Origin of the sequence: Rhodoblastus acidophilus, from assembly GCF_009720655.1 — a bacterium.
Lineage (GTDB): Bacteria > Pseudomonadota > Alphaproteobacteria > Rhizobiales > Beijerinckiaceae > Rhodoblastus > Rhodoblastus acidophilus_A.
Genome location: NZ_WNKS01000022.1, coordinates 33,037 through 54,741 on the forward strand (window position 1 = coordinate 33,037; position 21,705 = coordinate 54,741).

Annotated in this window: 26 protein-coding genes; 15 read left to right on the top strand and 11 right to left on the bottom strand. The window is 64.5% G+C overall.

The features are described from left to right. Window positions 1-134 precede the first annotated feature (134 nt). The 3 genes from GJ654_RS17760 to GJ654_RS17770 all read left to right on the top strand — a co-directional run bounded on the left by GJ654_RS17760 (window position 135) and on the right by GJ654_RS17770 (window position 1,400). The gene (locus tag GJ654_RS17760; protein ID WP_155447515.1) at window positions 135-335 is read left to right on the top strand and encodes a NepR family anti-sigma factor; all 201 of its coding nucleotides are present in this window, start codon (window positions 135-137) and stop codon (window positions 333-335) included. Continuing rightward, a complete protein-coding gene (locus GJ654_RS17765; protein WP_155447516.1) occupies window positions 335-901 on the top strand; it encodes a sigma-70 family RNA polymerase sigma factor in 567 nt (188 codons plus the stop codon). The genes GJ654_RS17760 and GJ654_RS17765 overlap by 1 nt, the downstream gene beginning before the upstream one ends. A 184-nt stretch (window positions 902-1,085) precedes the next feature. Beyond that, on the top strand, window positions 1,086-1,400 hold the full coding sequence (locus GJ654_RS17770) for a hypothetical protein (protein WP_155447517.1): 315 nt from the start codon (window positions 1,086-1,088) through the stop codon (window positions 1,398-1,400). Here GJ654_RS17770 and GJ654_RS17775 read toward each other — a convergent pair. From GJ654_RS17775 to GJ654_RS17790, 4 genes are read right to left on the bottom strand one after another with little or no spacing between them, the layout of a single operon-like run. Further along, a complete protein-coding gene (locus GJ654_RS17775; RefSeq protein ID WP_155447518.1) occupies window positions 1,366-2,475 on the bottom strand; it encodes a sensor histidine kinase in 1,110 nt (369 codons plus the stop codon). The two genes, GJ654_RS17770 and GJ654_RS17775, sit on opposite strands and share 35 nt — an antisense overlap. Window positions 2,476-2,497: 22 nt before the next feature. After that, on the bottom strand, window positions 2,498-2,926 hold the full coding sequence (locus GJ654_RS17780) for a response regulator (RefSeq protein WP_155447519.1): 429 nt from the start codon (window positions 2,924-2,926) through the stop codon (window positions 2,498-2,500). Then, on the bottom strand, window positions 2,919-4,418 hold the full coding sequence (locus tag GJ654_RS17785; RefSeq protein ID WP_155447520.1) for a sensor histidine kinase: 1,500 nt from the start codon (window positions 4,416-4,418) through the stop codon (window positions 2,919-2,921). Before GJ654_RS17785 ends, GJ654_RS17780 begins: the two co-directional genes overlap by 8 nt. Beyond that, a complete protein-coding gene (locus tag GJ654_RS17790; RefSeq protein WP_155447521.1) occupies window positions 4,415-4,579 on the bottom strand; it encodes a DUF1328 domain-containing protein in 165 nt (54 codons plus the stop codon). Before GJ654_RS17790 ends, GJ654_RS17785 begins: the two co-directional genes overlap by 4 nt. Before the next feature lie 216 nt (window positions 4,580-4,795). Here GJ654_RS17790 and GJ654_RS17795 point away from each other — a divergent pair, with 216 nt between their 5' ends. The 3 genes from GJ654_RS17795 to GJ654_RS17805 all read left to right on the top strand — a co-directional run bounded on the left by GJ654_RS17795 (window position 4,796) and on the right by GJ654_RS17805 (window position 7,012). After that, entirely contained in the window at window positions 4,796-5,047 is a 252-nt protein-coding gene (locus tag GJ654_RS17795; RefSeq protein WP_264586301.1) for a ferritin-like domain-containing protein, read from the top strand. A gap of 169 nt (window positions 5,048-5,216) precedes the next feature. Continuing rightward, window positions 5,217-6,536, top strand: coding sequence for an AmpG family muropeptide MFS transporter (locus GJ654_RS17800; protein WP_155447523.1), 1,320 nt, complete (start codon window positions 5,217-5,219; stop codon window positions 6,534-6,536). A gap of 203 nt (window positions 6,537-6,739) precedes the next feature. Further along, window positions 6,740-7,012, top strand: a complete 273-nt coding sequence (locus GJ654_RS17805) for a helix-turn-helix domain-containing protein (protein WP_155447524.1) — start codon at window positions 6,740-6,742, stop codon at window positions 7,010-7,012. A gap of 144 nt (window positions 7,013-7,156) precedes the next feature. Here the strand turns inward: GJ654_RS17805 and GJ654_RS17810 are convergent, their stop codons facing one another. The 5 genes from GJ654_RS17810 to GJ654_RS17830 all read right to left on the bottom strand — a co-directional run bounded on the left by GJ654_RS17810 (window position 7,157) and on the right by GJ654_RS17830 (window position 11,045). Further along, window positions 7,157-7,351: a hypothetical protein gene (locus GJ654_RS17810; protein ID WP_155447525.1), complete on the bottom strand. Its 195-nt coding sequence runs from the start codon at window positions 7,349-7,351 to the stop codon at window positions 7,157-7,159. Window positions 7,352-7,474: 123 nt separating this feature from the next. Beyond that, window positions 7,475-8,068 (bottom strand): GNAT family N-acetyltransferase, encoded by a 594-nt coding sequence (locus tag GJ654_RS17815; RefSeq protein ID WP_155447526.1) that lies wholly within the window; start codon window positions 8,066-8,068, stop codon window positions 7,475-7,477. Between the two features lie 280 nt (window positions 8,069-8,348). Next, on the bottom strand, window positions 8,349-8,750 hold the full coding sequence (gene mutT / locus GJ654_RS17820; protein WP_155447527.1) for an 8-oxo-dGTP diphosphatase MutT: 402 nt from the start codon (window positions 8,748-8,750) through the stop codon (window positions 8,349-8,351). A 26-nt stretch (window positions 8,751-8,776) separates the two neighbouring features. After that, window positions 8,777-10,024 carry a bifunctional glutamate N-acetyltransferase/amino-acid acetyltransferase ArgJ gene (gene argJ, locus GJ654_RS17825; RefSeq protein ID WP_155447528.1) on the bottom strand — a complete coding sequence of 416 codons (1,248 nt, stop codon included), beginning with the start codon at window positions 10,022-10,024 and terminating at the stop codon, window positions 8,777-8,779. A 202-nt stretch (window positions 10,025-10,226) separates the two neighbouring features. Continuing rightward, on the bottom strand, window positions 10,227-11,045 hold the full coding sequence (locus GJ654_RS17830; protein WP_155447529.1) for a peptidylprolyl isomerase: 819 nt from the start codon (window positions 11,043-11,045) through the stop codon (window positions 10,227-10,229). Window positions 11,046-11,177: 132 nt separating this feature from the next. Between GJ654_RS17830 and GJ654_RS17835 the strand changes: the two genes are divergently transcribed. The 4 genes from GJ654_RS17835 to GJ654_RS17850 all read left to right on the top strand — a co-directional run bounded on the left by GJ654_RS17835 (window position 11,178) and on the right by GJ654_RS17850 (window position 14,087). Then, window positions 11,178-11,411 carry a hypothetical protein gene (locus tag GJ654_RS17835; protein ID WP_155447530.1) on the top strand — a complete coding sequence of 78 codons (234 nt, stop codon included), beginning with the start codon at window positions 11,178-11,180 and terminating at the stop codon, window positions 11,409-11,411. A gap of 16 nt (window positions 11,412-11,427) precedes the next feature. Next, window positions 11,428-13,023, top strand: a complete 1,596-nt coding sequence (locus GJ654_RS17840; RefSeq protein WP_155447531.1) for a glucan biosynthesis protein — start codon at window positions 11,428-11,430, stop codon at window positions 13,021-13,023. A gap of 153 nt (window positions 13,024-13,176) precedes the next feature. After that, window positions 13,177-13,344, top strand: a complete 168-nt coding sequence (locus tag GJ654_RS17845) for a hypothetical protein (RefSeq protein ID WP_155447532.1) — start codon at window positions 13,177-13,179, stop codon at window positions 13,342-13,344. Further along, entirely contained in the window at window positions 13,329-14,087 is a 759-nt protein-coding gene (locus tag GJ654_RS17850; protein ID WP_155447533.1) for a metal ABC transporter ATP-binding protein, read from the top strand. The genes GJ654_RS17845 and GJ654_RS17850 overlap by 16 nt, the downstream gene beginning before the upstream one ends. 3 nt (window positions 14,088-14,090) lie before the next feature. Here GJ654_RS17850 and GJ654_RS17855 read toward each other — a convergent pair whose 3' ends face one another. After that, window positions 14,091-14,693: a transglutaminase-like cysteine peptidase gene (locus GJ654_RS17855; protein WP_155447534.1), complete on the bottom strand. Its 603-nt coding sequence runs from the start codon at window positions 14,691-14,693 to the stop codon at window positions 14,091-14,093. Window positions 14,694-14,891: 198 nt separating this feature from the next. Here GJ654_RS17855 and GJ654_RS17860 point away from each other — a divergent pair, with 198 nt between their 5' ends. From GJ654_RS17860 to GJ654_RS17880, 5 genes are all read left to right on the top strand, one after another. Beyond that, a complete protein-coding gene (locus GJ654_RS17860) occupies window positions 14,892-15,320 on the top strand; it encodes a hypothetical protein (protein ID WP_155447535.1) in 429 nt (142 codons plus the stop codon). Window positions 15,321-15,449: 129 nt separating this feature from the next. Continuing rightward, window positions 15,450-16,073 carry a DUF938 domain-containing protein gene (locus GJ654_RS17865; protein WP_155447536.1) on the top strand — a complete coding sequence of 208 codons (624 nt, stop codon included), beginning with the start codon at window positions 15,450-15,452 and terminating at the stop codon, window positions 16,071-16,073. A 32-nt stretch (window positions 16,074-16,105) separates the two neighbouring features. Next, window positions 16,106-17,107 (top strand): WD40 repeat domain-containing protein, encoded by a 1,002-nt coding sequence (locus tag GJ654_RS17870; RefSeq protein WP_155447537.1) that lies wholly within the window; start codon window positions 16,106-16,108, stop codon window positions 17,105-17,107. A gap of 156 nt (window positions 17,108-17,263) precedes the next feature. Beyond that, a complete protein-coding gene (locus tag GJ654_RS17875; RefSeq protein ID WP_155447538.1) occupies window positions 17,264-18,847 on the top strand; it encodes a CHAD domain-containing protein in 1,584 nt (527 codons plus the stop codon). A 576-nt stretch (window positions 18,848-19,423) separates the two neighbouring features. Next, window positions 19,424-20,556 (top strand): IS3 family transposase gene (locus GJ654_RS17880; RefSeq protein WP_155447539.1). Its coding sequence is split into 2 segments (ribosomal slippage): window positions 19,424-19,688 and window positions 19,688-20,556, totalling 1,134 coding nucleotides; the frame shifts between segments, so codons are not numbered across the junction. A 155-nt stretch (window positions 20,557-20,711) separates the two neighbouring features. On the opposite strand, the gene GJ654_RS17885 is transcribed toward GJ654_RS17880, so the two are convergent. After that, a complete protein-coding gene (locus GJ654_RS17885; RefSeq protein WP_155447540.1) occupies window positions 20,712-21,620 on the bottom strand; it encodes a LysR family transcriptional regulator in 909 nt (302 codons plus the stop codon). Between the last annotated feature and the right edge of the window lie 85 nt (window positions 21,621-21,705).

Sequence of the window (21,705 nt, forward strand, 5' to 3'; positions counted from 1 at the left end):
CACGTTCGATTAACGACGCCTGAACGCTTCTCGAGTTCCCAAACATTTTGGGGAACGCCCCGGCGTTTGCGGCGTTGGAAATCGCGAGCGTGGCGCAAGCCTGCGCCTCCCAAACTTTTTTGCGATGGTTTGACATGACTGAGAAGGAAGAGGTCGTCGGAACGCCGCTCGACAAGACTTTGCAGGCGCATCTCGGCAGGCAGCTGCGCCGCCTGTTCAACGAAACCGCCGCTGAACCGGTCCCCGATCGATTCGTCGATCTTCTGGAGCGCCTCGACAGCGAATCGCCGCGCCCGCCGCTGCCTGGACAGGCGCGCGCCCAGGAGGCGCTCTGATGGGGGACGCCAAACGACCGGACGCCGATTTCAAATCCGCCCTGCTCGCGGAAATCCCGCAATTGCGGTTTTTCGCCCTCTCCCTCTCCGGTCATCATGACCGCGCCGACGACCTCGTGCAGGATACGCTGATCAAGGCCTGGGCGGCGCAACAGCGGTTCACGCCCGGCAGCTCGCTGCGGGCCTGGCTGTTCACCATCATGCGCAACACCTTCTATTCGAATTACCGGAAGGCGCGCCGCGAGGCGCCGGACCGCGACGGCGATTCCGCCGCGCGGCTGTTCGTCAATCCCGAACAGACCGGCCATCTCGATCTCGACGACCTGAAGACCGCCCTGGCGAAACTGCCCGAAGACCAGCGCGTCGCGCTGCTGCTGGTCGGCGCCACGGGCCTGTCCTACGAGGAGGCCGCGCAGATCTGCGGCTGCGCCCTGGGCACGATCAAGAGCCGCGTCAATCGCGCCCGGCGAAAGCTGATGGCGCATCTCGCCATCGAGTCCGTCGGCGAATTTGGCGCCGAGTTCCTGGCCATCGGCGGCTCGTTGGCGCCTGGAGAGGCGGCCTGATAGGGTTTCCGCAAGATCGCTTCGCGATCCGCGAAAACGAAATCGCGCGGAAATCCTCCTGGCGAAGGGCGGATTTCCGCACGAGCGGAATGCGATTTCCGAACGATCAGTTCGGAAATCGCATGACTCGGAACAAAGGCGTCCCCCTCACGTTGCCTGTCTTTGTCGGGACGGAGCTTGGACCATGGGAATCGATATCAAGTCGGAACGCGACGATCTCGCGGCGACGATCAACGACGCGGTCGTCGCGATCCGCGCCGCGCTGGCGGAATTCTCCGAAACCGCCGCGGGGCGGCGCGACGACGCGACAGAGGCGGTGAGGCGCGCCGGCGCGCGCGCCGCCGACCAGGCGGGGCATCTCGCCTCCGAGGCGCGCGCGACCGCGGATCGCGGCGTCGAGACGATTTCGGAGACGGTCGCAAAGAATCCGCTGGCGGCGCTCGCCATAGCCGCGGGCTTCGGCTTCATCCTGGCGCACCTGACCCGGAGCGCCCGCTAACCCAATCCTCCGGCCCTTCGCCCCGGTCGCGGGCGTCGAGGCCGAAATGCAGGCTGACGCGGCTTCCGGCGCCCTCGCCCGCGTAGCTGATTTCGCCCTGGACGTTCTGCGCCAGCGACTTCAGAATTTTCGAGCCGAGCCCCGTTCCCTTCGCCCGCTCTCGCGGGTCGAAGCCAACGCCGTCGTCGGACACGCAGAGGACGGCGCCCTCGCCCTCCCGTATCATGGCGATTCGGATCTCGCCCTCGTCGCCTTCGGCATAGGCGTATTTGTAGGCGTTGGTGACAAGTTCTCCAACCATCACCCCCAGCGACACCGCTTTGTCGGTGGTCACCGTGATCGGCTCGACCGCCACCGTCAGCCTGTGGCGGTCGCCGAGCTGCGTCCGCAGGTCGTCCACCAGCGATTCGAGGTAATCCTTGAGCGCCACCAGCCCGATGCGGTTGTGCATGTAAAGCCTGCGATGCACGCCGCCCACGGCGGTGATGCGCGCCTGCGTCTCCTGAAGCGCCTGGATGGCGGCGGGATCGCTCAAGGCGCTGGTCTGCATGCGCACCATGGCTACGATCAGGCCGAGACTGTTGGCGACGCGGTGGTTAACCTCGTGCAACAGCATCTCGGCCCGGTCGCGCGCCTCGCGCACCGCCTTCTGCTGCTCGTCCCGAATCCGCTTCAGCCGCCATCGCTCAAAGACATGTTCGATCGCAGCGGTCAGCAGCTCGAAAAACTCGTCGCCGCCATCCTTCACCACATATTCGTCGGCGCCGGATTTCAGCGCGGTCACCGCCGTGCGCGCGTTCATGTCGCCGGTGACATAGACGATGGGCGGGCGGATTTCGCGGGGACCGAGACGCGCCATGATGTCGAGGCCGGTTTCGCCGACCAGCGTGTGATCGAGCGTGATGACGTCGACGTCGCCCTCCGTGACACGGGCGATCACCTCGTCGCCGCTTTGCACGATCGTCGTGCGGTGGCCGCGCAGCGCGAGGCGCTTGCGCACAAGCGCGCCGAACCCCTCGTCGTCGTCAACGAACAGGATGCGCAGGTCAGAGCGGTATTCTGAACCAAAGGGCATGGTTAGTCACGGCGGCCGGTCGTCAATCGAAAGGAACCTGGATCACGGACAGGAACAAGCCTAATTGCTGGATCGCGTTGGCAAAACGATCATAGTTCAGCGGCTTGACGATGTACACATTGGCGCCGAGATCGTAGCACTTCTCCACCTCGCGCCTGTCGTCCGTGGTGGTCAAAACGATGACCGGCGCGCGACGCGTGTTGTCGTTGGACTTGAGCGCGGAGAGAATGTCGACGCCCGTCATGTCGGGCAGGTTGAGGTCGAGCAGGATCAGATAGGGCCGGCGCGGCGGCGTCGGACTGAACAAATAGTCCAGCGCCTGCGAACCGTTGGCGAAGGTGACGATGTCATTGGCGACCCCCGCGCGGCGAATGTTTTTTTCGATCAGACGGGCGTGTCCCTCGTCGTCCTCGATCATCACGATCGAAACGGCGCGGTTGCGGTCAGACATTCCTGTCCTCCCTTGGCTCATGGTTGAGAAAAGCCCTGAGGTCGCTGGCCACAGTCACCGTAAAAACGCTGCCAGACTTGCCGTCCGAGCGCACCGTGACGTCGCCGCCCATGCGACGCGCCAGCGTGCGCACATGAGCAAGGCCAATGCCGTCGCCGGGCTGGTCCTGCGTTCCGGCGCGGCGGAACAGTTCGAAAATGCGGCTCTGGTCCTTGGCGGCGACGCCCCGCCCATTATCCTCGACCTCGATGCTCGTTTGAGTGGTCGTCTGTCGGCCGCGCAGCACAATGCGTCCAACCCGCGCGTCCGAGAGATATTTGGCCGCATTGTCGAGCAGGTTGGCGAGCACCTGTGAAAGCGCGTCGCGATCTCCGACCACGCTGGGCAGGCGGCCCTCGACTTCGACCTCCGCGCCAGCGCCGTTGAGGCGGTGCCGCACGGTGGCGATACAGTCTCGCGCCAATTGATCGAGGTCGACGCTCTGGGGTTGCAACGCGAGCCCCCCGAGCCGCGACAGTCTTAGAATGCCCGCGATCAGCGCATCCATGCGGCTGGTGGAGGAGCGGATGAATTTCAGCGCCTCGGGTATGTCTTCCCTCACGGCGGCGATGGCCTTCTCTGCGCCGGGCTCGTCACGCGCAGTCTCCGCCAGCGGCTTCAGGCTGGCGAACGCATTCTCCAGCTCCCTGGCGAAACCGATGATGTTCACCAGCGGCGCGCGCAGATCGTGGCTGACGATGTAGGCGTAGCGCTGGATTTCCTCATTGGCGCGCTTGAGGTCGCGGGTGCGCGCGGCCACTCGGGACTCCAGGGCGTCGTTGGCCGCGGCGAGGTTTTGTTGCGCCACGGCCAGCGCGCTTGAATGGCGGACCTGTTGCGCCACGGCCAAGCCCGCCAGCAGGAAAACGGCGACGGAGCCGAGCACGTTGAGCACGGTCATCTTGTCGGCGCTGTCCTGCAATTCGACGATCCATTGCTTGCGCATCGTCGCGAGCCGGTCCAGTTCGGCAATGGTCAATTCGCGGATGCGCGACATCAGCTCGCGTCCATGATTGGCGCGCACGATGTCGATCGCGGCTTCACGCTGGCCCGCCTGCGCCAAAGCGACGGTCTTGTCCAACTCGTCGTATTTTTTCGACACGATCTCGCGCAACGCGTCAAGGCCGCGCGCGTCCACGTTCAGTTGCCCGAGTTTTTGCACGGCGATAGCGAGATTCTCTTCACCGCGGGCTCGCGCCGCGCGAAACGGGTCGAGATAATTGGGATCGTTGACGAGCAAATAGCCGCGCTGACTTGATTCCGCTTCCAGGACCTGGGTGTAGACGCCAGAGATCCTCACTTCGGCGACGGCGAGGCGGGCGACGGCCTTGGCGAGGCTCTCGGTCTTTTCCGAAAACACATGTGCGCCATAGGCGAGCGCGAGCAGCACCGCGACTCCGGCGGCCGCCAGCACTGCGTTGAGGTTTTTCAGGCTCGGCTCCGCCCGTTTCATGCCCCGCCAAACACTTGCATGATGAGCGAGACGAGGAAGAACACCAGGAAGACGCCGAAAATGATGCGCGCGACGCCGGCGGAGGCGGAGGCCAGCCCCGTAAAGCCGAGCGCGCCGGCGACCAGCGCCACCGCCAGGAAAACGAGGGTCCAATAAAGCATTGTCGCGCCTCCGCGCTGCGAATGAGTTGAACGGCAACGGCCCAGGGCGAGGCGTGGTTCCGCTTGGGCGCGAGGCCGCGCGAATAAATTTCGCCCCTGCGCCGGGAACGCACGACGGCTCATCCGGTTACCTCAACCGAGCGTTGCAACAAGCGAAGGACGTTTCATCGCCAATGTGGAAGTCTTGGGCGCGAAGCCGCGCGTCGAATCCATGCAATCCGGCATCGACCCGGCCGCCCCCGCAAAAATCGCGGAGAACCTGCGCGAGATCCCGAGCCCCGCGAGGAGATCTTGGAGGAGATCTTGGAGGAGCTGATCGCCGACCATGAGGCGGCTGTCCGCGTGATGCGCCAGGCCGCACTGAACGCCGAGGACCAGAAGGACATGGTCACCCACGACATGCTGGTTTCGCGCATGGAATGGCGCGAGAAAACCATCTGGATGCTGCGCGCTGTCATCACGAAGTGAGGAGGAGGCAATGGGACGTGGAATTCTGCTTTGGCTGATCGGCGTGCCGATACCGATCATTCTCCTGATCGCTTTCCTCTACCGCTGACGGCGGTCAGAAGGGCGCCGCGCGAGCGGCGCTCTTTTTTGCGCGTCTTGCAAGCAGCCGCGCTTCGCGCATCATGGGGGCATGACAGAGAGAACCGCCTCCCAGTTCTGGACCCATCTCCACAGCGACCGCCGCTACCTCGCCATGCTCGGCCTCGGCGTGGCCTCCGGCATGCCCTATCTGCTCGTTTATGTGACGCAGTCGGCCTGGTTGTCCGAAGCCAAACTGCCGTTAGAGACCATCGGCCTCATGAGCTGGCTGACCTTCGCCTACAAGCTCAAGTTTTTGTGGGCGCCGCTGCTGGACCAGTACGATCCGCCGCTGCTCGGACGTTTGGGGCGCCGGCGCGGTTGGATCATCACAGCGCAGGCCGGCGTCGCCGCGTCGCTGACAGGCATCGCCTTCGGCGACCCCGCCCATGCGCTGGCCTGGACCGTGTTGTTCTCGCTGGCTCTCGGCGTGGTCGGCGCGACCCAGGACATCGTCATCGACGGATGGCGCATCAATGCGGTCCCGCAGGAAAAACAGGCGCTGATGACCACTTTTTCCGAGACCGGGTACCGGATCGGCGTGTTTGTGGCGGGAGCGGGCGCGCTTTACATTGCTTCCGCCTGGGGATGGAAAGTCTCGTATCTGTGCATGGCGGCGATGATGCTGCCGGGGGCGGCGGCGGCGATCCTGGCGCCCGAACCGGAGATCGACCGGGTTCACGCGAAGCACAGGGAGCGTCCCGGGCTGGTCCGCGCCATCTGGGAGCCGATCCGCGAACTGGTCGCGCGGCTCGGCCCACTGGCCATTCCCATCCTGCTGCTGATCGCGGGTTTTCGCATGCCCGGCTACATTTCCAACGCCATGGCCATGCCGCTGTTCAAGAGCCTGCACTATTCCGACGCCGACATCGCCACGGTCACAAAGGTCTTTGGCTTCGGGGTGGCGCTCGGAGGCGCGTTCCTGTGCTCCTATCTCGTGCCGCGCCTGGGGCTGATGACCTCGCTGCTGATCGGCACGGTGGCGGGGTCCGCCTCGCACCTCAGCCTCGCCTGGCTGGCGGCCCATGGCGGCGAATTCTGGGCCTTCGCGCTCGCGGTGAGCGTGGATTCCTTCGCCTATTCCTTTGCCTCCGTTGTCCTGATCACCTTCATGTCGTCGCTGGCCAATGCCGAATTCGCGGGCAGCCAATTTGCGCTGATGACCTCGCTTTGCGCCATGCCGGGATTTTTTCTCGCGGGTCTCGGCGGCTTCGTCGCGGAGCGCACGGGCTTCGTCTGGTTTTTCACGCTGACCTCGCTGATCGGCCTGCCGGTGGCGGCGCTGTGCTATTGGCTATGGCGCAGGCATGGCGAGGACCTGGTCAGGATGGAGAAGACCGCCGAGGCGGCGGGAGTCGCGAGCCCGCATTAGAGCATTTTCAATGCGAAATGGATGCCGGCTTGCGTTAAGAAAATACTTCAAAACAATAACTTAGATCTTTTTCATGTTTCCATGAAACGTGAAACAGATCTGGAACGGCGAGTCGCGCCGTTAACCATTTGTTAACCAAATCGCAGATACAACCCCAGCGTGACTATTGGTCATGTTCACAACCTAACGTAATGAGGTCCAGCGTGCCCACTGCAAACATCATCGATCGCACCATCGGGTCTCGGCTTCGCGCGGAAAGGCTTGCGCGCCAGCTCGACGCCCCGTCCTTCGCGGAAAGCGTCGGCGTGACTCCGGACAGGCTGGAGGCGTTCGAGACCGGTTTTGACCGCATCGATGCGCGCACAATGGTGGAGATTTGTAGACGATTGAACATCGGAATCCGTCACTTCTTCGAGCCTTGGACCGACACGCTCTCGAGCTCCGAAAAGGCCGCCTGGCCCCTCGCTGCTGAATGATACGGTTTCCGCAAGATCGCTTCGCGATCCGCGAAAACGAAATCGCGCGGAAATCCTTAGGGCGAAGGGCGAATCTCCGCGCGAGCGGAATACGATTTCCGAACTGATCCTTCGGAAATCGTATGAGGCGGGATCAGGCGCCGGTCAGGCCGCAGAATTCCTCCGCTTCGGCGCGCTCGGCGCGCGTTTTTGGGCGCGTACGCTCTTGAGCGCCTGATCGATATGGCGAATGGCGCGCATCAGGGCTGAACGATCGGCGGGGGCCGCCGTCAGTTCCGCCTGCGCAAAAAGCAGATCGATCTCGATGCGGTCGGAAAAATCGTTTTTGACGGCGATCATCGCGTGAGCTTTCTCCGTTGATGCGCCATGGTCTAAGCTCAAGCTTTCGCCAAGCTTGCAGGGGCGTTCGCCGAAAAAAAAGCGCGCCCCGAAGGACGCGCTTTTCTCAATTATGCCTGAGCCTTAAGCTGCGCCGCGCTGCTGCATGGAGAACACGCGGGTCTGCAGGTCCAGGATAGCCGTGGCGAAGCTGGTCGCATTGTCGGCGAACTCGCCCCAGATCGAGGCGGCGCTCGGCGCGCGCGCCACCAGCTTGCCGGAGACATCGTCGGTCTCGAAGCGCAGATCGGCCGAGAACTTGCGCGCCAGGCCCTGCATCGCGACATTGCCCGACAGGCAGGTCATGTAGAGCGCGTCGGCGCGGCGGTTCCTGGCTGCGCGCACGATGCGCGACATCAGCTCGGTGCCCACGCCGCGACGGCGCCAGTCCTTTTCCACTGAGAACGCCGCTTCCACGGAGCCGCCGATGATGTTGTTGCCGACAGACCGCAACTCACCCGCCCCGCGCAACACGCCGTCCACGTAATAACCATAGATCACGTCGTCGATGCCGAAGCAGCGTTCTGCGTAGCGGATAAGAAAGTCATCGTTGACCGCCATTGCGAAGCGGTCGTACCGGCTCTTGGCGTCCAGACGCAGCAGATGGTCCCGGAACGCCGGCAGGTCGGCCGGCCAAAGTCTGCGAACAACGCCTCCATGGATCATAGCCTGTTCCATGTGGTCTTCCTATTCCTCTGCGCGGCCGCAAGGCCGCTGTGGATCAATGCCCCCCTCGCAGAGCGTTTCCCCTGTTACGCTTATTATGGTGCAGCGCAGCAAAAAGTTCAAGGGTAAACATCGAGCAGGTGACTGAAGTCATGGTTTTACCTGGATTTGACCATAATTCCTGTCTACCACGCCAACCTTGCCCGGAGTTGGCTCTACTCGCTTCTACACTTTCTTTTGCACTGCAACACACTTGCGCACCTGGCCAGCGGCGCCATTTTATTGAGCCGTATCAAGCCAAAAGCTCAACCAGCGCAGGAATCAACGGCTCATCGGCTGGAGGCATCGAATAGTCCCGCAACATGGGCGGCGCAACCCATTTCAGCCTTTGACCTTCGCGTGCGGCAATATGTCCTTCCCAACGCCGACAAATATAAAGTGGCATCAATAGATGAAAATCTGGATAACCATGACTGGCGAAAGTAAGCGGGGCGAGGCAAGCTTCTTTTACGTCGATGCCGAGCTCCTCGCGTAATTCGCGGATGAGCGCCTGTTCCGGGCGCTCGTTCGCGTCGATCTTGCCGCCGGGAAACTCCCAAAGGCCGGCGAGCGTCTTGCCCTCCGGCCTCTGCGCGATCAGGACGCGATTGTCTGCGTCAACCAGGGCGACGGCGACGACAAGCAGCAGCTTCATTGTGTTTCCTAAGCAGGCGGGCGACGCTACGAGCGATAATCGCCGTTGATGGCGACATAGTCCTTGGTGAGGTCGCAGGTCCAAACCCTCGCCGAGCCCTTGCCGATCCCGATGTCGGCGCGAATGACGATCGTGTCCTGCTTCATCACTTCGGACACGGCGGCCTCGTCGTAATCGGGGTCGCGCAAGCCCGCGTGAGCGACGCGGATACCGTTGAACCAGATCGACAAAAGGTCGCGTTCGGCCTTTTCGCCGGCCTTGCCCACCGCCATGACCACGCGGCCCCAATTGGCGTCCTCGCCGGCCACCGCCGTCTTCACCAGCGGCGAGTTGGCGATGGAGAAAGCGATGCGTTTCGCCGCTTTGTCGCTGTCGGCGCCCGTCACCTGCACTTCGATGAAGTGGCGCGCGCCCTCGCCGTCGCGCGCCACCTGCTGCGCGAGATCGATCAGCAGCGCATCGAGCTTTTCGGCGAAATCCGCAAGGTTCTCGTCGCGCGCCTTGCGAATTTTCTTCTGCCCGCGCGCTTCCGCCGCGCCGGTGGCGAACAGCATCAAGGTGTCCGAGGTCGAGGTGTCGCTGTCGACCGTCACCGCGTTGAACGAGGTTTTCACGCCCTTGGACAGCAGCTTTTGCAGCGCGTCAGACGAGATGGCGGCGTCCGTGAAGACATAGGAGAGCATGGTCGCCATGTCGGGCGCGATCATGCCGGCGCCCTTGGCCATGCCATTGAGCGTGACCTCGACATCGCCGATCATGGCCTTGGCGGTGGCGACTTTCGGAAACGTGTCGGTGGTCATGATGGCGCGTGCGGCGTCAAGCCAGGCGTCGGCGCGCGCGTCAGCGGCAAGCCGATCCAGCACGCCCTCGAACTTTGACGCGTCCAGCGGCTCGCCGATCACGCCGGTCGAGGCGAGGAAAATTTCGTTCTCATCGGCGCCGATCGCCTTGGCGGCCAGTTTTGCCGTCAATTCCGTCGCGTCCTTGCCGACTTTGCCGGTAAAAGCGTTGGCGTTGCCGGAATTGACCACGAGCGCGCGGGCCTTGCCGCCTTCCAGCATCTCGCGGCACCAGTCCACCGGGGCGGAGGGGCATTTGGACGTGGTGAACACGCCGGCGACGGAAGCCGGCTTGTCGAACACGGCGAGAACCACGTCGGTGCGTCCCTGGTAACGGATGCCGGCGGCGCCGGCGGCGAGGCGCACGCCGTCGATCGGCGGCAGTTCGGCGAAAATCTTGGGCGCAAGGGGGGAGAGCGGAGCGGGCGCGGCCATCGTAAATCCTCGTGCTGCTCGCGCCGCCGTCCAAGGACAAGGTGGCGCAAATTCGTCTTCGTTTGCGGCGGCGCGGCGGCGCCGTCAAGCTGGAACCTGGCGCGACAGCCTTTGGCTCGCTTGCGTGACAGAACGATGACCAGGTCGCCGCGCGCAAGGTCAAAAAAAGCCCCGCCGAAGCGGGGCTCTCCGGAGCGTCAAATCACTTCTTCGCCGGTTCGTCCGTGCGGGTGATTTTGGCGGCGTCGCGCAGCTTCATGATGGCTTCGCTCTGCACCTTCTGCTGAACGAAATGCTCGACCTGCGCCTTGACCTCGGCAAACGACGGGAACGGCTTCTGGCGCTTGTCCAAAACCTTGATCACATGCCAGCCGAACTGGGTCTTGACCGGGTCCGAAACGTCGCCGGGCTTGGTCTTGAAGGCGACATTGGCGAATTCCGGCACCATGCGGTCCTTGGTGAACCAGCCGAGATCGCCGCCCTTCGAACCCGGGTCCTTGGAAAGCTCATCGGCGAGCTTGCCGAAATCCTCGCCCTTCTTCAGCCGCTCCTCGACCTTTTTCGCCTCGTCTTCGGTCGGCACGAGGATGTGCAGGGCGTGGATCTCCTCCTCCGGCTTCTGGGCCTTGGCGGCGTCGTCATAGACCTGCTTCTCCGCCGCTTCGGTGACACCTTCCTTGGTCACCTTGGCGAGATAGGTCTCCATCAGCAGTTTTTGGCGGAAGTAGGCGAGCTTTTTCGCGAATTCCGGGGTCTGGTCGAGCTTGTCGGCCACGGCCTTCTGGTTCACCAGGGTGACGTCGATCACATAATCGAGGAGCGCCTTCTGGCGGGCCGCATCGTCCATCTGCTTGGGCAGGGAACTGCCGACGTCCTCGGCGGCGGCGGCGAGATCCGCGTCGGTGATCTCCACGCCATTGACGGTGGCCAGCACCTTGGCGGCGGCCGGATTCAGCGCGAGCGCGCACAGCGGAAGGGCGAAAGCGGCGCGGCGCAAGCCGGCGAGGAGAGGAAAAGCCATGGGGTGCAAACTCCGAGAGTGAATGGCGCGGACCTTCTGCCTGAAATCGCGCGCCGTCACAAGTTCTCTGAGGACAATGGGGCGATTGCGCGGCGCTTTGCTATGGTCTAGACGAAAGGGATGGAGCGCGACATGGCCGAAAAGAAGATTGATTGGACCAATGCCCGAACCCTGATCGCCCTGGCGATCCTCGTCGGCACCGAACTGGTCGGCGCCTCCTGGGCGGCCGGATGGGCGCTGAGCGGCTTGTTCCAGCTGGGCGCGACCGTGGGGCGGGTGATGGAGGGGGTCTTCATCGTGATCGGCTTCATCGGTCTTTATTATTTCATGCGCACGGCTGTCGAGCACGAACCTTTCCGCCGCTGATCCTTCAAGGCCTCCCATGACATCTCCCTTCGATCGCAGGACTTTCTGCAAGAGCTTTGCTTTATCCGCCGCCGCCGGCCTGGCCGGCATGGGAGGCGGCGCCGCGATCGCCGCTGCGCCGGGCCTCAAGCTCGGTCCGGAAAAGCCGTTCTCCTTCGAGGCGCTCCAGGCGCAGGCCAAGAAAATGGCCGGCGAGGCCTATGTCGGCCCGGAAACGCCCGCGCCCGACGTGCTGCAAAAAATCGACTACGAGGCCTGGGGCAGGATCCGCTTCAACAACGATTACGCCCTCAACGCCATGGGGCCGAACCGGTTTCCGGTGACCTTTTTCCATCTCGGCCGCTTCTTCAAGAAGGCGGTGGCGATCCATGTCGTCGAAAACGGCAAGGCGCGCGAGATCATCTACGACCAGTCCTATTTCGACATGCCCGCCGATTCCCCGGCGCGCCAACTGCCGAAAGGCGTGGGCTTCGCCGGCTTCCGCTTCCAGGAGCCGAAGGACGGAACGAAATACGACTGGCGCACCAACGACTGGGTGGCCTTCCTCGGCGCCTCCTATTTCCGCGCCATCGGCGCCCTGCACCAATACGGGCTTTCCGCGCGAGGCGTCGCTCTTGACACCGCCGTGGCCGACCGTAACGAGGAATTCCCGGATTTCACCAAAATCTGGATCGGCCCGCAGCAGGGCGATTCCGTCACGGTTTACGCGCTGCTCGAAGGCCCAAAAATCGTCGGCGCCGTCAAATTCGTGATGACGCGCGGCGAAGGGGTCGTCATGGACATCGACCAGTCCTTCTTCCTGCGCGGCAATGTGGTGCGCTTCGGCGTCGCGCCGCTCACCTCGATGTACTGGTTTTCCGAGACCGCGAAGCCGACGGCCATCGACTGGCGCCCGGAAGTGCATGATTCCGACGGCCTCGCCATGTGGACCGGCTGGGGCGGACGGCTCTGGCGCCCGCTCAACAATCCGCCGCATATCATGGCCTCGGCCTTTTCCGACATGAACCCCAAGGGGTTTGGCCTCCTCCAGCGCGACCGCGTGTTCGACCATTACATCGACGGCGTGAATTATGAAAAACGCCCGAGCCTGTGGGTGGAGCCCAAGGGCGAGTGGGGCAAGGGGGCGATCCATCTGGTCGAACTGTCCACCGACGACGAGATTCACGACAATATCGTCGCCATGTGGGTTCCGGACGCCCCGGCGGTCGCCGGCTCCGAGTTCCATTTTTCCTACCGGCTGCATTGGCAGGCCGACGAACCGTTTTTCCCCGCAAATCTCGCCCGCGTGGTCGCGACGCGTCTGGGCAGAGGCGGACAGCCGGGCCAGCCGCGCCCGCCGGGCGTGCGCAAATTCCTGATCGAGTTTTTGGGCGGCCCGCTGGTCGATTTGCCCAAGGGGACCATGCCGGAGCTGGAAGTCCAGGCCTCGCGCGGAACCTTTGGCGAATATCGCCTGATGGAGGCCGTGCCCGACGACGTGCCCGGCCACTGGCGCGTGCAGTTCGACCTCGCCAATGTCGAGGGCAACGACCCCGTCGAGTTGCGCGCTTATCTAAAGCTCGGCGACCGCGTGCTGTCGGAAACCTGGATGTTCCAGTATCATCCGCTGTAACCGGGAATTTAAGAGAGACTCCCTTCTCCCCTTGCGGGAGAAGGTGGCTCGCGCCGCAGGCGCGAGACGGATGAGGGGGCTGCCGAGCGGAAAAACCCCTCATCCGGCGCTTCGCGCCACCTTCTCCCGCAAGGGGAGAAGGAGACAGGCGGCATGGCTTCGGATTCTCACGGACACGCGCACGCGCATTCTCACAACCACGCCCCCGCCCCGCGCGAGGCGGGCTTCTCCCTCCTGCGCCTGTCCGCCATGCAACGCATCGGCCTCGCGCTGATCATCGTGACCCTGCTGTGGGGAGGCGTGTTTTGGGCGCTGTCCTGACTCCCCCCGCGATCAAACTTCGCGACCTCACGCTCGGCTACGACCGCCATCCCGCCGTGCATCATCTCGACGGGACCATCCCGCCCGGCGCGCTGCTCGCCGTCTGCGGCCCCAATGGCGCGGGCAAGTCCACCCTCATCAAGGCGCTGGTCGGCGTGGTCAAGCCGATGGGCGGCGCCATCGAATTCAGCGGCGGGCGCGAAAAGAAAAAAATCGCCTATCTGCCGCAAGCCGCGCAGATCGACCTCAGCTTCCCCATCGACGTGTTCGACATGGCCGCCATGGGTCTTTGGCGTGGCATCGGGATGTTCGGGGGCTTGAGCCAGGCGGACGCGCAAAAGGTGCGCGAAGCGCTGGCGGCGGTGGGCCTCACCGGCTTCGAGCGCCGCCAGATCGGCGCGCTGTCGGGCGGACAGACCCAGCGCCTGCTGTTCGCGCGCCTGATGCTCCAGGACGCCCCGATCATCCTGCTCGACGAACCTTTTTCCGCCATCGACGAGCGCACGGTGAGCGATTTGCTGGCGCTGATCGGGCGCTGGCGCGCGGAGGGCCGCACCATCGTCGCCGTTCTCCACGACTTCGACATGGTGCGCCGCGGTTTTCCCGACACCCTGCTGCTGGCGCGCGAAAAGATTTTTTGGGGCGCCACCGAACAGGCGCTGTCGCCGGAAAACCTTTCGCGGGCTCGAAAAATGATCGAGGCGTTTGATGACCGGGCGAGCGCCTGCGCGCGGGCGGGTTAATTTTTAGCGCGAGGAAACCCGGTCCGGCGTGTCGATGGCCACCCAGATGTTCGGGTCCTCCCGCGACTGGCGCTTCACAAAACGATAGCCGGTCGCCGTCCACGGGCGGATGTCGTCGGTGAGATTGTCGAGAATGAAATCGCCGCGGTCGGTCGCGACCGTCAGGATGGCGTGCCCCTGCCCTTCCGAGTCCCGGACGATGGTCATCAGCAGCGCCTGACGGGGGAAGCCCGCGTCGATGAGTTGCTTGCGCTTGGCGAGCGCGAAGATCTTGCAGTCGCCCTTGCCGTCGGTCGGATAATCCCAGTGATCGAGGATCGTTCCCCAATGGTCGAGGTTCGACACCGGCTCGATCGCCGCGTTGACCTGCCGGTTCACCCGGTCCAGCGCCCGCCAGGAGGCGTCCGTCAGTTTGACGTCGCGCGCGGGAAGCGCCGGCTGCGCGCACTCGCTCGGGCGGCGCCCGCAAAAATCGACCCAGCCGTAGGGAATGGAGGTTTCGCCCAGCGTCGTCGCGGCGCTGGCGCGCGGCGGGACATTCGCGGCCTGCGCAACCGGCGCGCCCGCGAGCAGCAGCAGAGTGGCGATGATCAGGCGTAACGACATGTTCGGCTCCGGCGCCGGCTGGGTTTTCGACGCCAGAGTGATGAAGAGGCCCTTGCCGCCCGCGGAAAAAATTCGGTTGGATTTTACGCAACGCCCGGCGCCGCCGAAAAAGGGTGAACAGCGCGTCAAGGACCTCCTTGCTTCCCATCCCCCGGTCCGACGCCTATAGTTGCGCGTTGAGATGCGAGGAGATGCGGCATGCGGAATTGGCGTCGATTTTGGGCCGCTGCGATCGTTGCGATGGGCCTGGGCGTTGCGCCCGCCCTCGCCGACAGCGGCTCCATTCGCCTCACGATCGTGAAGGGCGGCTGGTTCCTCGGCGCGCACGGCGGATCGGGCGTTCTGGTCTTTCACGGCCGGCGTTATCCGCTTTCGGTCGGCGGCATCGACGCGGGCCTGGTGTTCGGCCTGTCCAAGACCGACTTCCATGGAAGGGTCACCCACATTCGCGCCGCTTCAGATGTCGCCGGCGTTTACGGCGCCGGCGGCGCCGGAGCGGCGGTGGTCGTGGGCGCGCGCGTGATCGTGTTGACCAACGAAAAGGGCGCCGTGCTGGAATTGCAGGGCCGCCAGATCGGCCTGATCGCCAATCTCGACCTGAGCGGGCTCGTCATTTCGCTGCGCTGAGACGAACGCGCCCCGAGCGTCTGGGAACGCGCTGCGACTCGCGCGCGGCCCTGCCCGGCCTGATGGAAATGTTCGGCCAGCCCTCGCGCCAACCTTTCGCTCCATGGCGCTTTCGGCGATAGTGGCGCCATGGAGCCTCGTCAGACCGCCCCCGCCGTCGCCCGCAACCGCGACGCCATCCTCGCCGTGCTGCGCGGCGTGCTTCCGCGAAAAGGCCTTGTGCTGGAAATCGCCAGCGGCACGGGCGAACACGCCGTCCATTTCGCCCAGAATTTTCCCGACCTGACCTTCCAGCCCTCCGACCCCGACCTTTTCGCGCGCAAAAGCATCGCCGCCTGGACCGAGGCCGAACAGCTCAACAATGTCGCGCCGCCGCTCGCCCTCGACGCTTCCGCGCCGGACTGGCCGGTCGCGCGCGCCGACGCCATCGTCTGCATCAACATGGTCCACATCTCCCCGTGGGCGGCGACGCTGGGCCTGTTCGCCCAGGCCCGAAGACTCCTGCCCGAGGGCGCGCCACTCTATCTCTATGGCGCCTACAAGCGCGGCGGCGCGCATACCGCGCCGAGCAACGTCGCCTTCGACGCCTGGCTGCGCGCGCAGAACCCAGCGTATGGCGTCCGCGACCTCGAAGCGGTTGCAGATGTGGCGGCGCAAAACGGTTTTGGTTCGCCTGAGATCGTCGAAATGCCGGCGAACAATTTCAGCCTGATCTTCCGGCCCCCTTGCCAAGCCGCGCAAAACCCCGTTTGAACGTTTTCCGCGCGACCGATCCGGACTCCCTCATGACCACTTCCCTGACCCAGCATGTCACGCCCATCGACGCGAAAGCCGAAGTCGTCGGCGCCTTCTTCCTCGGCCGCCTGCCGGTCCTCGTCCTCGGCAACGGCGAGGTCCTGCTCGCCGAAATCGGCGCGGAAACGCGGATAAAAGTCCACGAGGACGGCGCGATCCTCACCGCCGCCAGCGACGGCAAGCGGGTTTTGACCGGCGGCGACGACGGCAAGGTTTGCGCCGTGGACGCCTCAGGCAAAATAGAGGCGCTCGCCCAGGAAAAGGGCTGGATCGACGCGCTCGCCGCGCGCGCAAACGATGGCGCGCTCGCCTGGTCCTCGGGCAAGACGGTGCGCGCCCGCGACGCCAAGGGCGAGATCAAGACGCTCCAGGCCCCCTCCTCCGTGCGCGGTCTCGCCTGGTTTCCAAAGGGCTATCGCCTCGCCATCGCCCATTACGGCGGCGCGTCGCTGTGGTTTCCCAATGTCCAGGGCCAGCCGGAGCCGCTGAACTGGAAAGGCTCGCATCTCGACGTCACCGTGACGCCGGACGCGCGTTTCGTCGTCACCTCGATGCAGGAGGCCGCGCTGCACGGCTGGCGCCTCTCCGACAAGAACGACATGCGCATGAGCGGCTATCCCGCCAAAACCCGCAGTTTCGCCTGGTCGCACGACGGCCAGTGGCTGGCGACCTCGGGCGCGGACGGCTGCATTGTCTGGCCCTTCGCCGGCAAGGACGGCCCGATGGGCAAGGCCCCGCGCGAATGCGGCGTGCGCTCCAACGCTCTCGTCAGCGCCGTCGCCTTCCACCCGGGCGCGCTGGTGGTCGCCATGGGCTATGACGACGGCTGGATCGTGCTGGTGCGGCTGACCGACGCCGCCGAAATCCTGGTTCGCAGCACGGAGGAAGGCGGCGACGCGATTTCGGCGCTGGCCTTCGACTCCACGGGCGGGCGCCTCGCCTTTGGCGCGCGCGGCGGCGCGGCCGGCGTGCTCGATTTTCCCCAAGCATGATCCCAAAAAGTGGGAACCGGTTTTTGGACAAGATCATGCTCAGAAAAGGCCCCGGCGCGATGATGCGTCGCGCATCATCGCGCCGGGGATAAAAACACTGCCGTTTGCCGCGAAACCCGGTAAGATGGCCAAACTCCCTCTGCGACAGACCTGAGCGTGACCGACATTTCTCCCGAGACGCCCGCTGGCGACGCCGCCGCTGCGCAAGACGAATCCGCGCCCAGCGAAGGGCGCGAAATCGAACTGAAATTCACCCTGGGCGAGGCGGGCTTCGCCGCCGCGTTGAACGCGCCCCTGCTGCGCCGCGACGGCGACAAGGACGCGCCCAAAAAACTGGTCTCCGTCTATTACGACACGCCGGATTGGGACCTGTTGCGCCAGAAGACCGCGCTGCGCGTGCGCCGCTCCGGCCGCACCCCGGCGGTGATGACGCTGAAATGGCGCCCCGAGGCCGAAAGCCTGTTTTCGCGCGGCGAGATCGAACACCGCGTGCGCACCCTCGAGCCGGACATCACCCTGTTCGAGGGCGAGCCCGGAGACGCCCTGCGCGCCCTGATCGGCGACAAGCCGCTGGTCGCCAAATACGAAACCCGCATCGCCCGCACCACCCGGCTGCTGTCCTGCGGCGCCGCGACCGTCGAGGCCGCCTTCGACGAGGGCGAGATCGTCGCCGGCGAAAAACGCCTAAAACTGCGCGAACTGGAGCTCGAACTGAAGAGCGGCCCGGAGACGGATTTCTACGCCTTCGCCAGCAAGCTCGCGAGCGTCCTGCCCCTGCGCCTGGACGCGGTCAGCAAGGCCGAGCGCGCCAGCCATCTGGCGCTGGGCGGCGCGCCGACGCCGGTCAAGGCGAAGATCGCTGCGCTTTCAGGCGATCTCAACCTCGACGCCGCCATCGCCCAGGTCATCCTCACCACCCGCGATCACTTCCTCAGCAACTGGGCGAGCCTGCGCGAAAGCGACGATCCCGAATCCATCCACCAGATGCGCGTGGCGCTGCGCCGGCTGCGCGCCGCGCTGGCCATGTTCAAGCGCGCGGTCCCCTGCCCCGAATTCGAAGCCTTTCGCGCCCGCGCCAAAACGCTGGCGACGGCGTTTGGCGCCGCGCGCGACTGCGACGTGCTGCGCGATCTCGTCGAGACCGGCCCGAAACCGCATTTTTCGGAAAACGCCTTCACCCCGCTGCTCGCCGTGCTCGAACGCCGACGCGCCGACGCCTACGCCCAGGCGCGCCTGCTGCTCGAAAGCGCGGAGCCCACACTGTTCGCGCTCGACCTCGGCGGTTTCGTCGCCCGGCGCGGCTGGCGCAACGCCCTCACCGCCGAAGGTTTGAGCGGCCTCACCGGCCCGGTCGGCGCCTTCGCCTCGGAAGCCCTGGAGCGCCTGCACAAGCGCGCGCTCAAAAGGGGCCGCAAGCTGACCAGCCTGCCGGACGAACTGCGCCACGAGTGCCGCATCGCGCTCAAGAACCTGCGCTACGGCGCGGAGTTTTTCAGCGGCGCCTTCGACGGCGACGCGGCCTCGGATTTCATCCGCGCCACCGCGCATGCGCAAAACATTCTCGGCGCCCACAACGACGTCGCCACCGCCGAACATTTTTTGAGCGAACCCCACGACGAGAAGGCGACGCGCGCGGCGGGTGTGGTGCTCGGCTGGCACGCCCGCGAAGCCCTCACCGCCGACGAACATCTTTCGAAGACCTGGAAGGGTTTTCGAAACGCCAAGCCCTTCTGGACGTAAGCCGGGCTCTTTCGCAGCGCCACGGGCGCCACTCCCTCTCCCCGCGAGCGGGGAGAGGGCGGGGGTGAGGGGGACTCCGGCGCTGAAACAGAAGCTTTCCTTGTAGGCCCCGGTCATGTTGCGTTCGAAAGTGAAAACGCGCGCGCCACAAGATATTGTTCACCATATGTTCCACGTGAAACGTAGCGCCCCCAAGACACTGTAAACAAACGACGATCAGCCCACGCAAAAACCGCCCGTTCGCCGTTCCGCGCCCCATCGACCAAATGTCGTACGCAACCCAAGAGTTGCACCAGCAAAAATCGCGCGATTTTTCACGGAAAATGACGCGGAATTCACAGCAAATGCGCGCATTCGCAGCCGTTTGAAGGCCGTCATTGCAACCAAAGCTTGCAATGACGGCCGGTCGGAACGAACCCGCGACCCGTGTCCGCCGCCAAAACCACTCCAGCGGAGGGCGGCGGAAATCCGATTTCTGGCGCCCTCGCAACAGAGCTGGTTCGGGGAATCTGGACAGAGCGATAAGTGGCTTTTCTGCCTGACAGCGGCGATGATCGCCGCGTATCAGGAGAGATTATGACCAAGCGACCGCGTCGGAACCACACTGCGGCATTCAAGGCCAAGGTGGCTCTGGCCGCCCTGAAGGGCGAGAAGACGCTGACGGAGTTGGCGCAAGACTTCGAGGTCCATCCCAACCAGATCCGGGACTGGAAGGCGCAACTGCTTGAGGGCGCGGCCGGGGTATTCGGCGCCGACGCCTCGACAGCCCAGGCGCCGCCGGTGGATTTGAAGGCGCTCCACGCCAAGATCGGAGAACTGGCGTTGGAGAACGATTTTTTGGAAGGCGCGCTCATCAAGGCCGGCATGCTGAGCGCAAAGCGATGACCGACCGTCATCACAATCTTCCCATCGCCCGTCAGGCCAAGGTTCTCAACATCAGTCGCGGTAGCGTCTATTACCAGCCTCGCCCGACCTCGCCCGAGGACCTCGCGCTGATGCGCCGCATCGACGAACTGCATCTGGAATTCCCGTTCGCGGGCAGCCGGATGTTGCGGGACTTTCTGGATCGCGAGGGCCTCAAGGCCGGTCGCCGCCATGTCGCCACGCTGATGAAGCGCATGGGCATTGAGGCGATCTATCGCCGGCCCAACACGTCCAAGCCGACGCCGGGCCACAAGATTTATCCGTATCTGCTGCGCGGCGTGAAGGTCGATCGGCCCGACGAGGTGTGGGCGATGGACATCACCTACATTCCGATGGCGCGCGGCTTCGTTTATCTTGCCGCGGTGGTCGATTGGTTCAGTCGGCGCGTGCTCAGCCATCGGGTATCGATCACCATGGAGACCGACTTCTGTGTCGAGGCGCTGGAGGAGGCGCTGGCCAAGCATGGCAAGCCGGGGATGTTCAATACCGACCAGGGCAGCCAGTTCACCAGCGAGGCGTTCACCGGCGTGCTGATCGCCAACGAGATCAAGATCAGCATGGACGGCAAGGGCGCCTGGCGCGACAACGTCTTCGTCGAGCGCATCTGGAAATCGGTCAAGTACGAAGAGGTGTATCTGCACGCCTATGACAGCGTCGGCGTTGCGCGCGCCTCGATTGGTCGGTATCTGGACTTTTACAATCGCCGACGCCCGCATTCGTCGCTTGACCGGCGCACGCCGGAGGAGGCCTACTTCGACCCGACGCCCCGTCTGGCGGCGGCGTAATTTTTCCGCCGCCGTGGTGTTGGATGCGACTACCGTCGGGCTACGCCCTCCCTGCGTCACATCCAACCACGGCGCCCTCTGACGAAAGAACCCGGCAGAAAAGCACTTATCGTTCGCGGGAAACTGTTCAGACAACCGGCGCCAGCTCTCAACGATCACCATTCCGCGGCGAAGCGTGGCAGCGTGTCCGCCAGGAATTCGATCCAGGCGCGGGTCTTGGCGGCGGGGCGGCGGTCGGGGTGGGTGATCGCGTGAACCGCGCCGACAGGCATCGGCGGGTGGTCGAGCGTCAGTTCGACCAGCGCCCCCTCCGCCAGCGCCTGCGCCGCGACATAACGGGGTCCGTAAACCAGCCCCTGACCCGCCACCGCCGCGCGCAAGAGCGCCTCGCCGTTGTTGGCGCGCAACCATCCGCGCACGGGCGCCTTGATCTCGCCATCCTGGCCGAAACTCCAGGTGGACGTTCCCGCCTGCTCGGCGAAGGTGTAGCCCAGGCAATCATGCGCGATCAAATCCGACAACAGCCTTGGCGTTCCCCGCCGCGCCAGATAGGCCGGCGACGCGCAGACCACGGTGCGCATCGGCGCGAGTTTTCGCGCCACCAGGCTGCTGTCGGCGAGGCGGCCGATGCGGATCGTCATGTCCCAACGCTCTTCAAGCAGGTCGACGAAGCGGTCGCTGAACCCGAATTCCAGCGTCACGCCGGGATAAAGTTCGTGGAACAGCGGCGCGAGCGGAGCGATGTGCAGGAGGCCGAAGGTCGCGGGCGCGCTGACGCGCAACAAACCTTCGATGGCGAGCGCGCGCGACGACGCCTCGGCTTCCGCCTCGCCGATTTCGGCGAGAATGCGCTCGGCCTTTTCAAGATATGCGGCGCCGGCCTCCGTCAGCGACAATTTTCGCGTGGTGCGGCGCGCAAGCGTCGTTCCCAGCCGCGCTTCCAACCCGTCGAGGTGCTTGGCGGCCATCGCGGGCGACATGCGCAGTTCACGCGCCGCCGCCGAAAGGCCCCCGAGCCGCATGGCGCGCACAAAAACCTCCATGCTGGTCAAGCGATCCGCCATTTCATCCTCTGAGTAGAAAGTAAAACAACCCAATAGGGTATTATCGTTTTTCAGGAGGAAATCTATACCAGCGTCAAGGCGGACG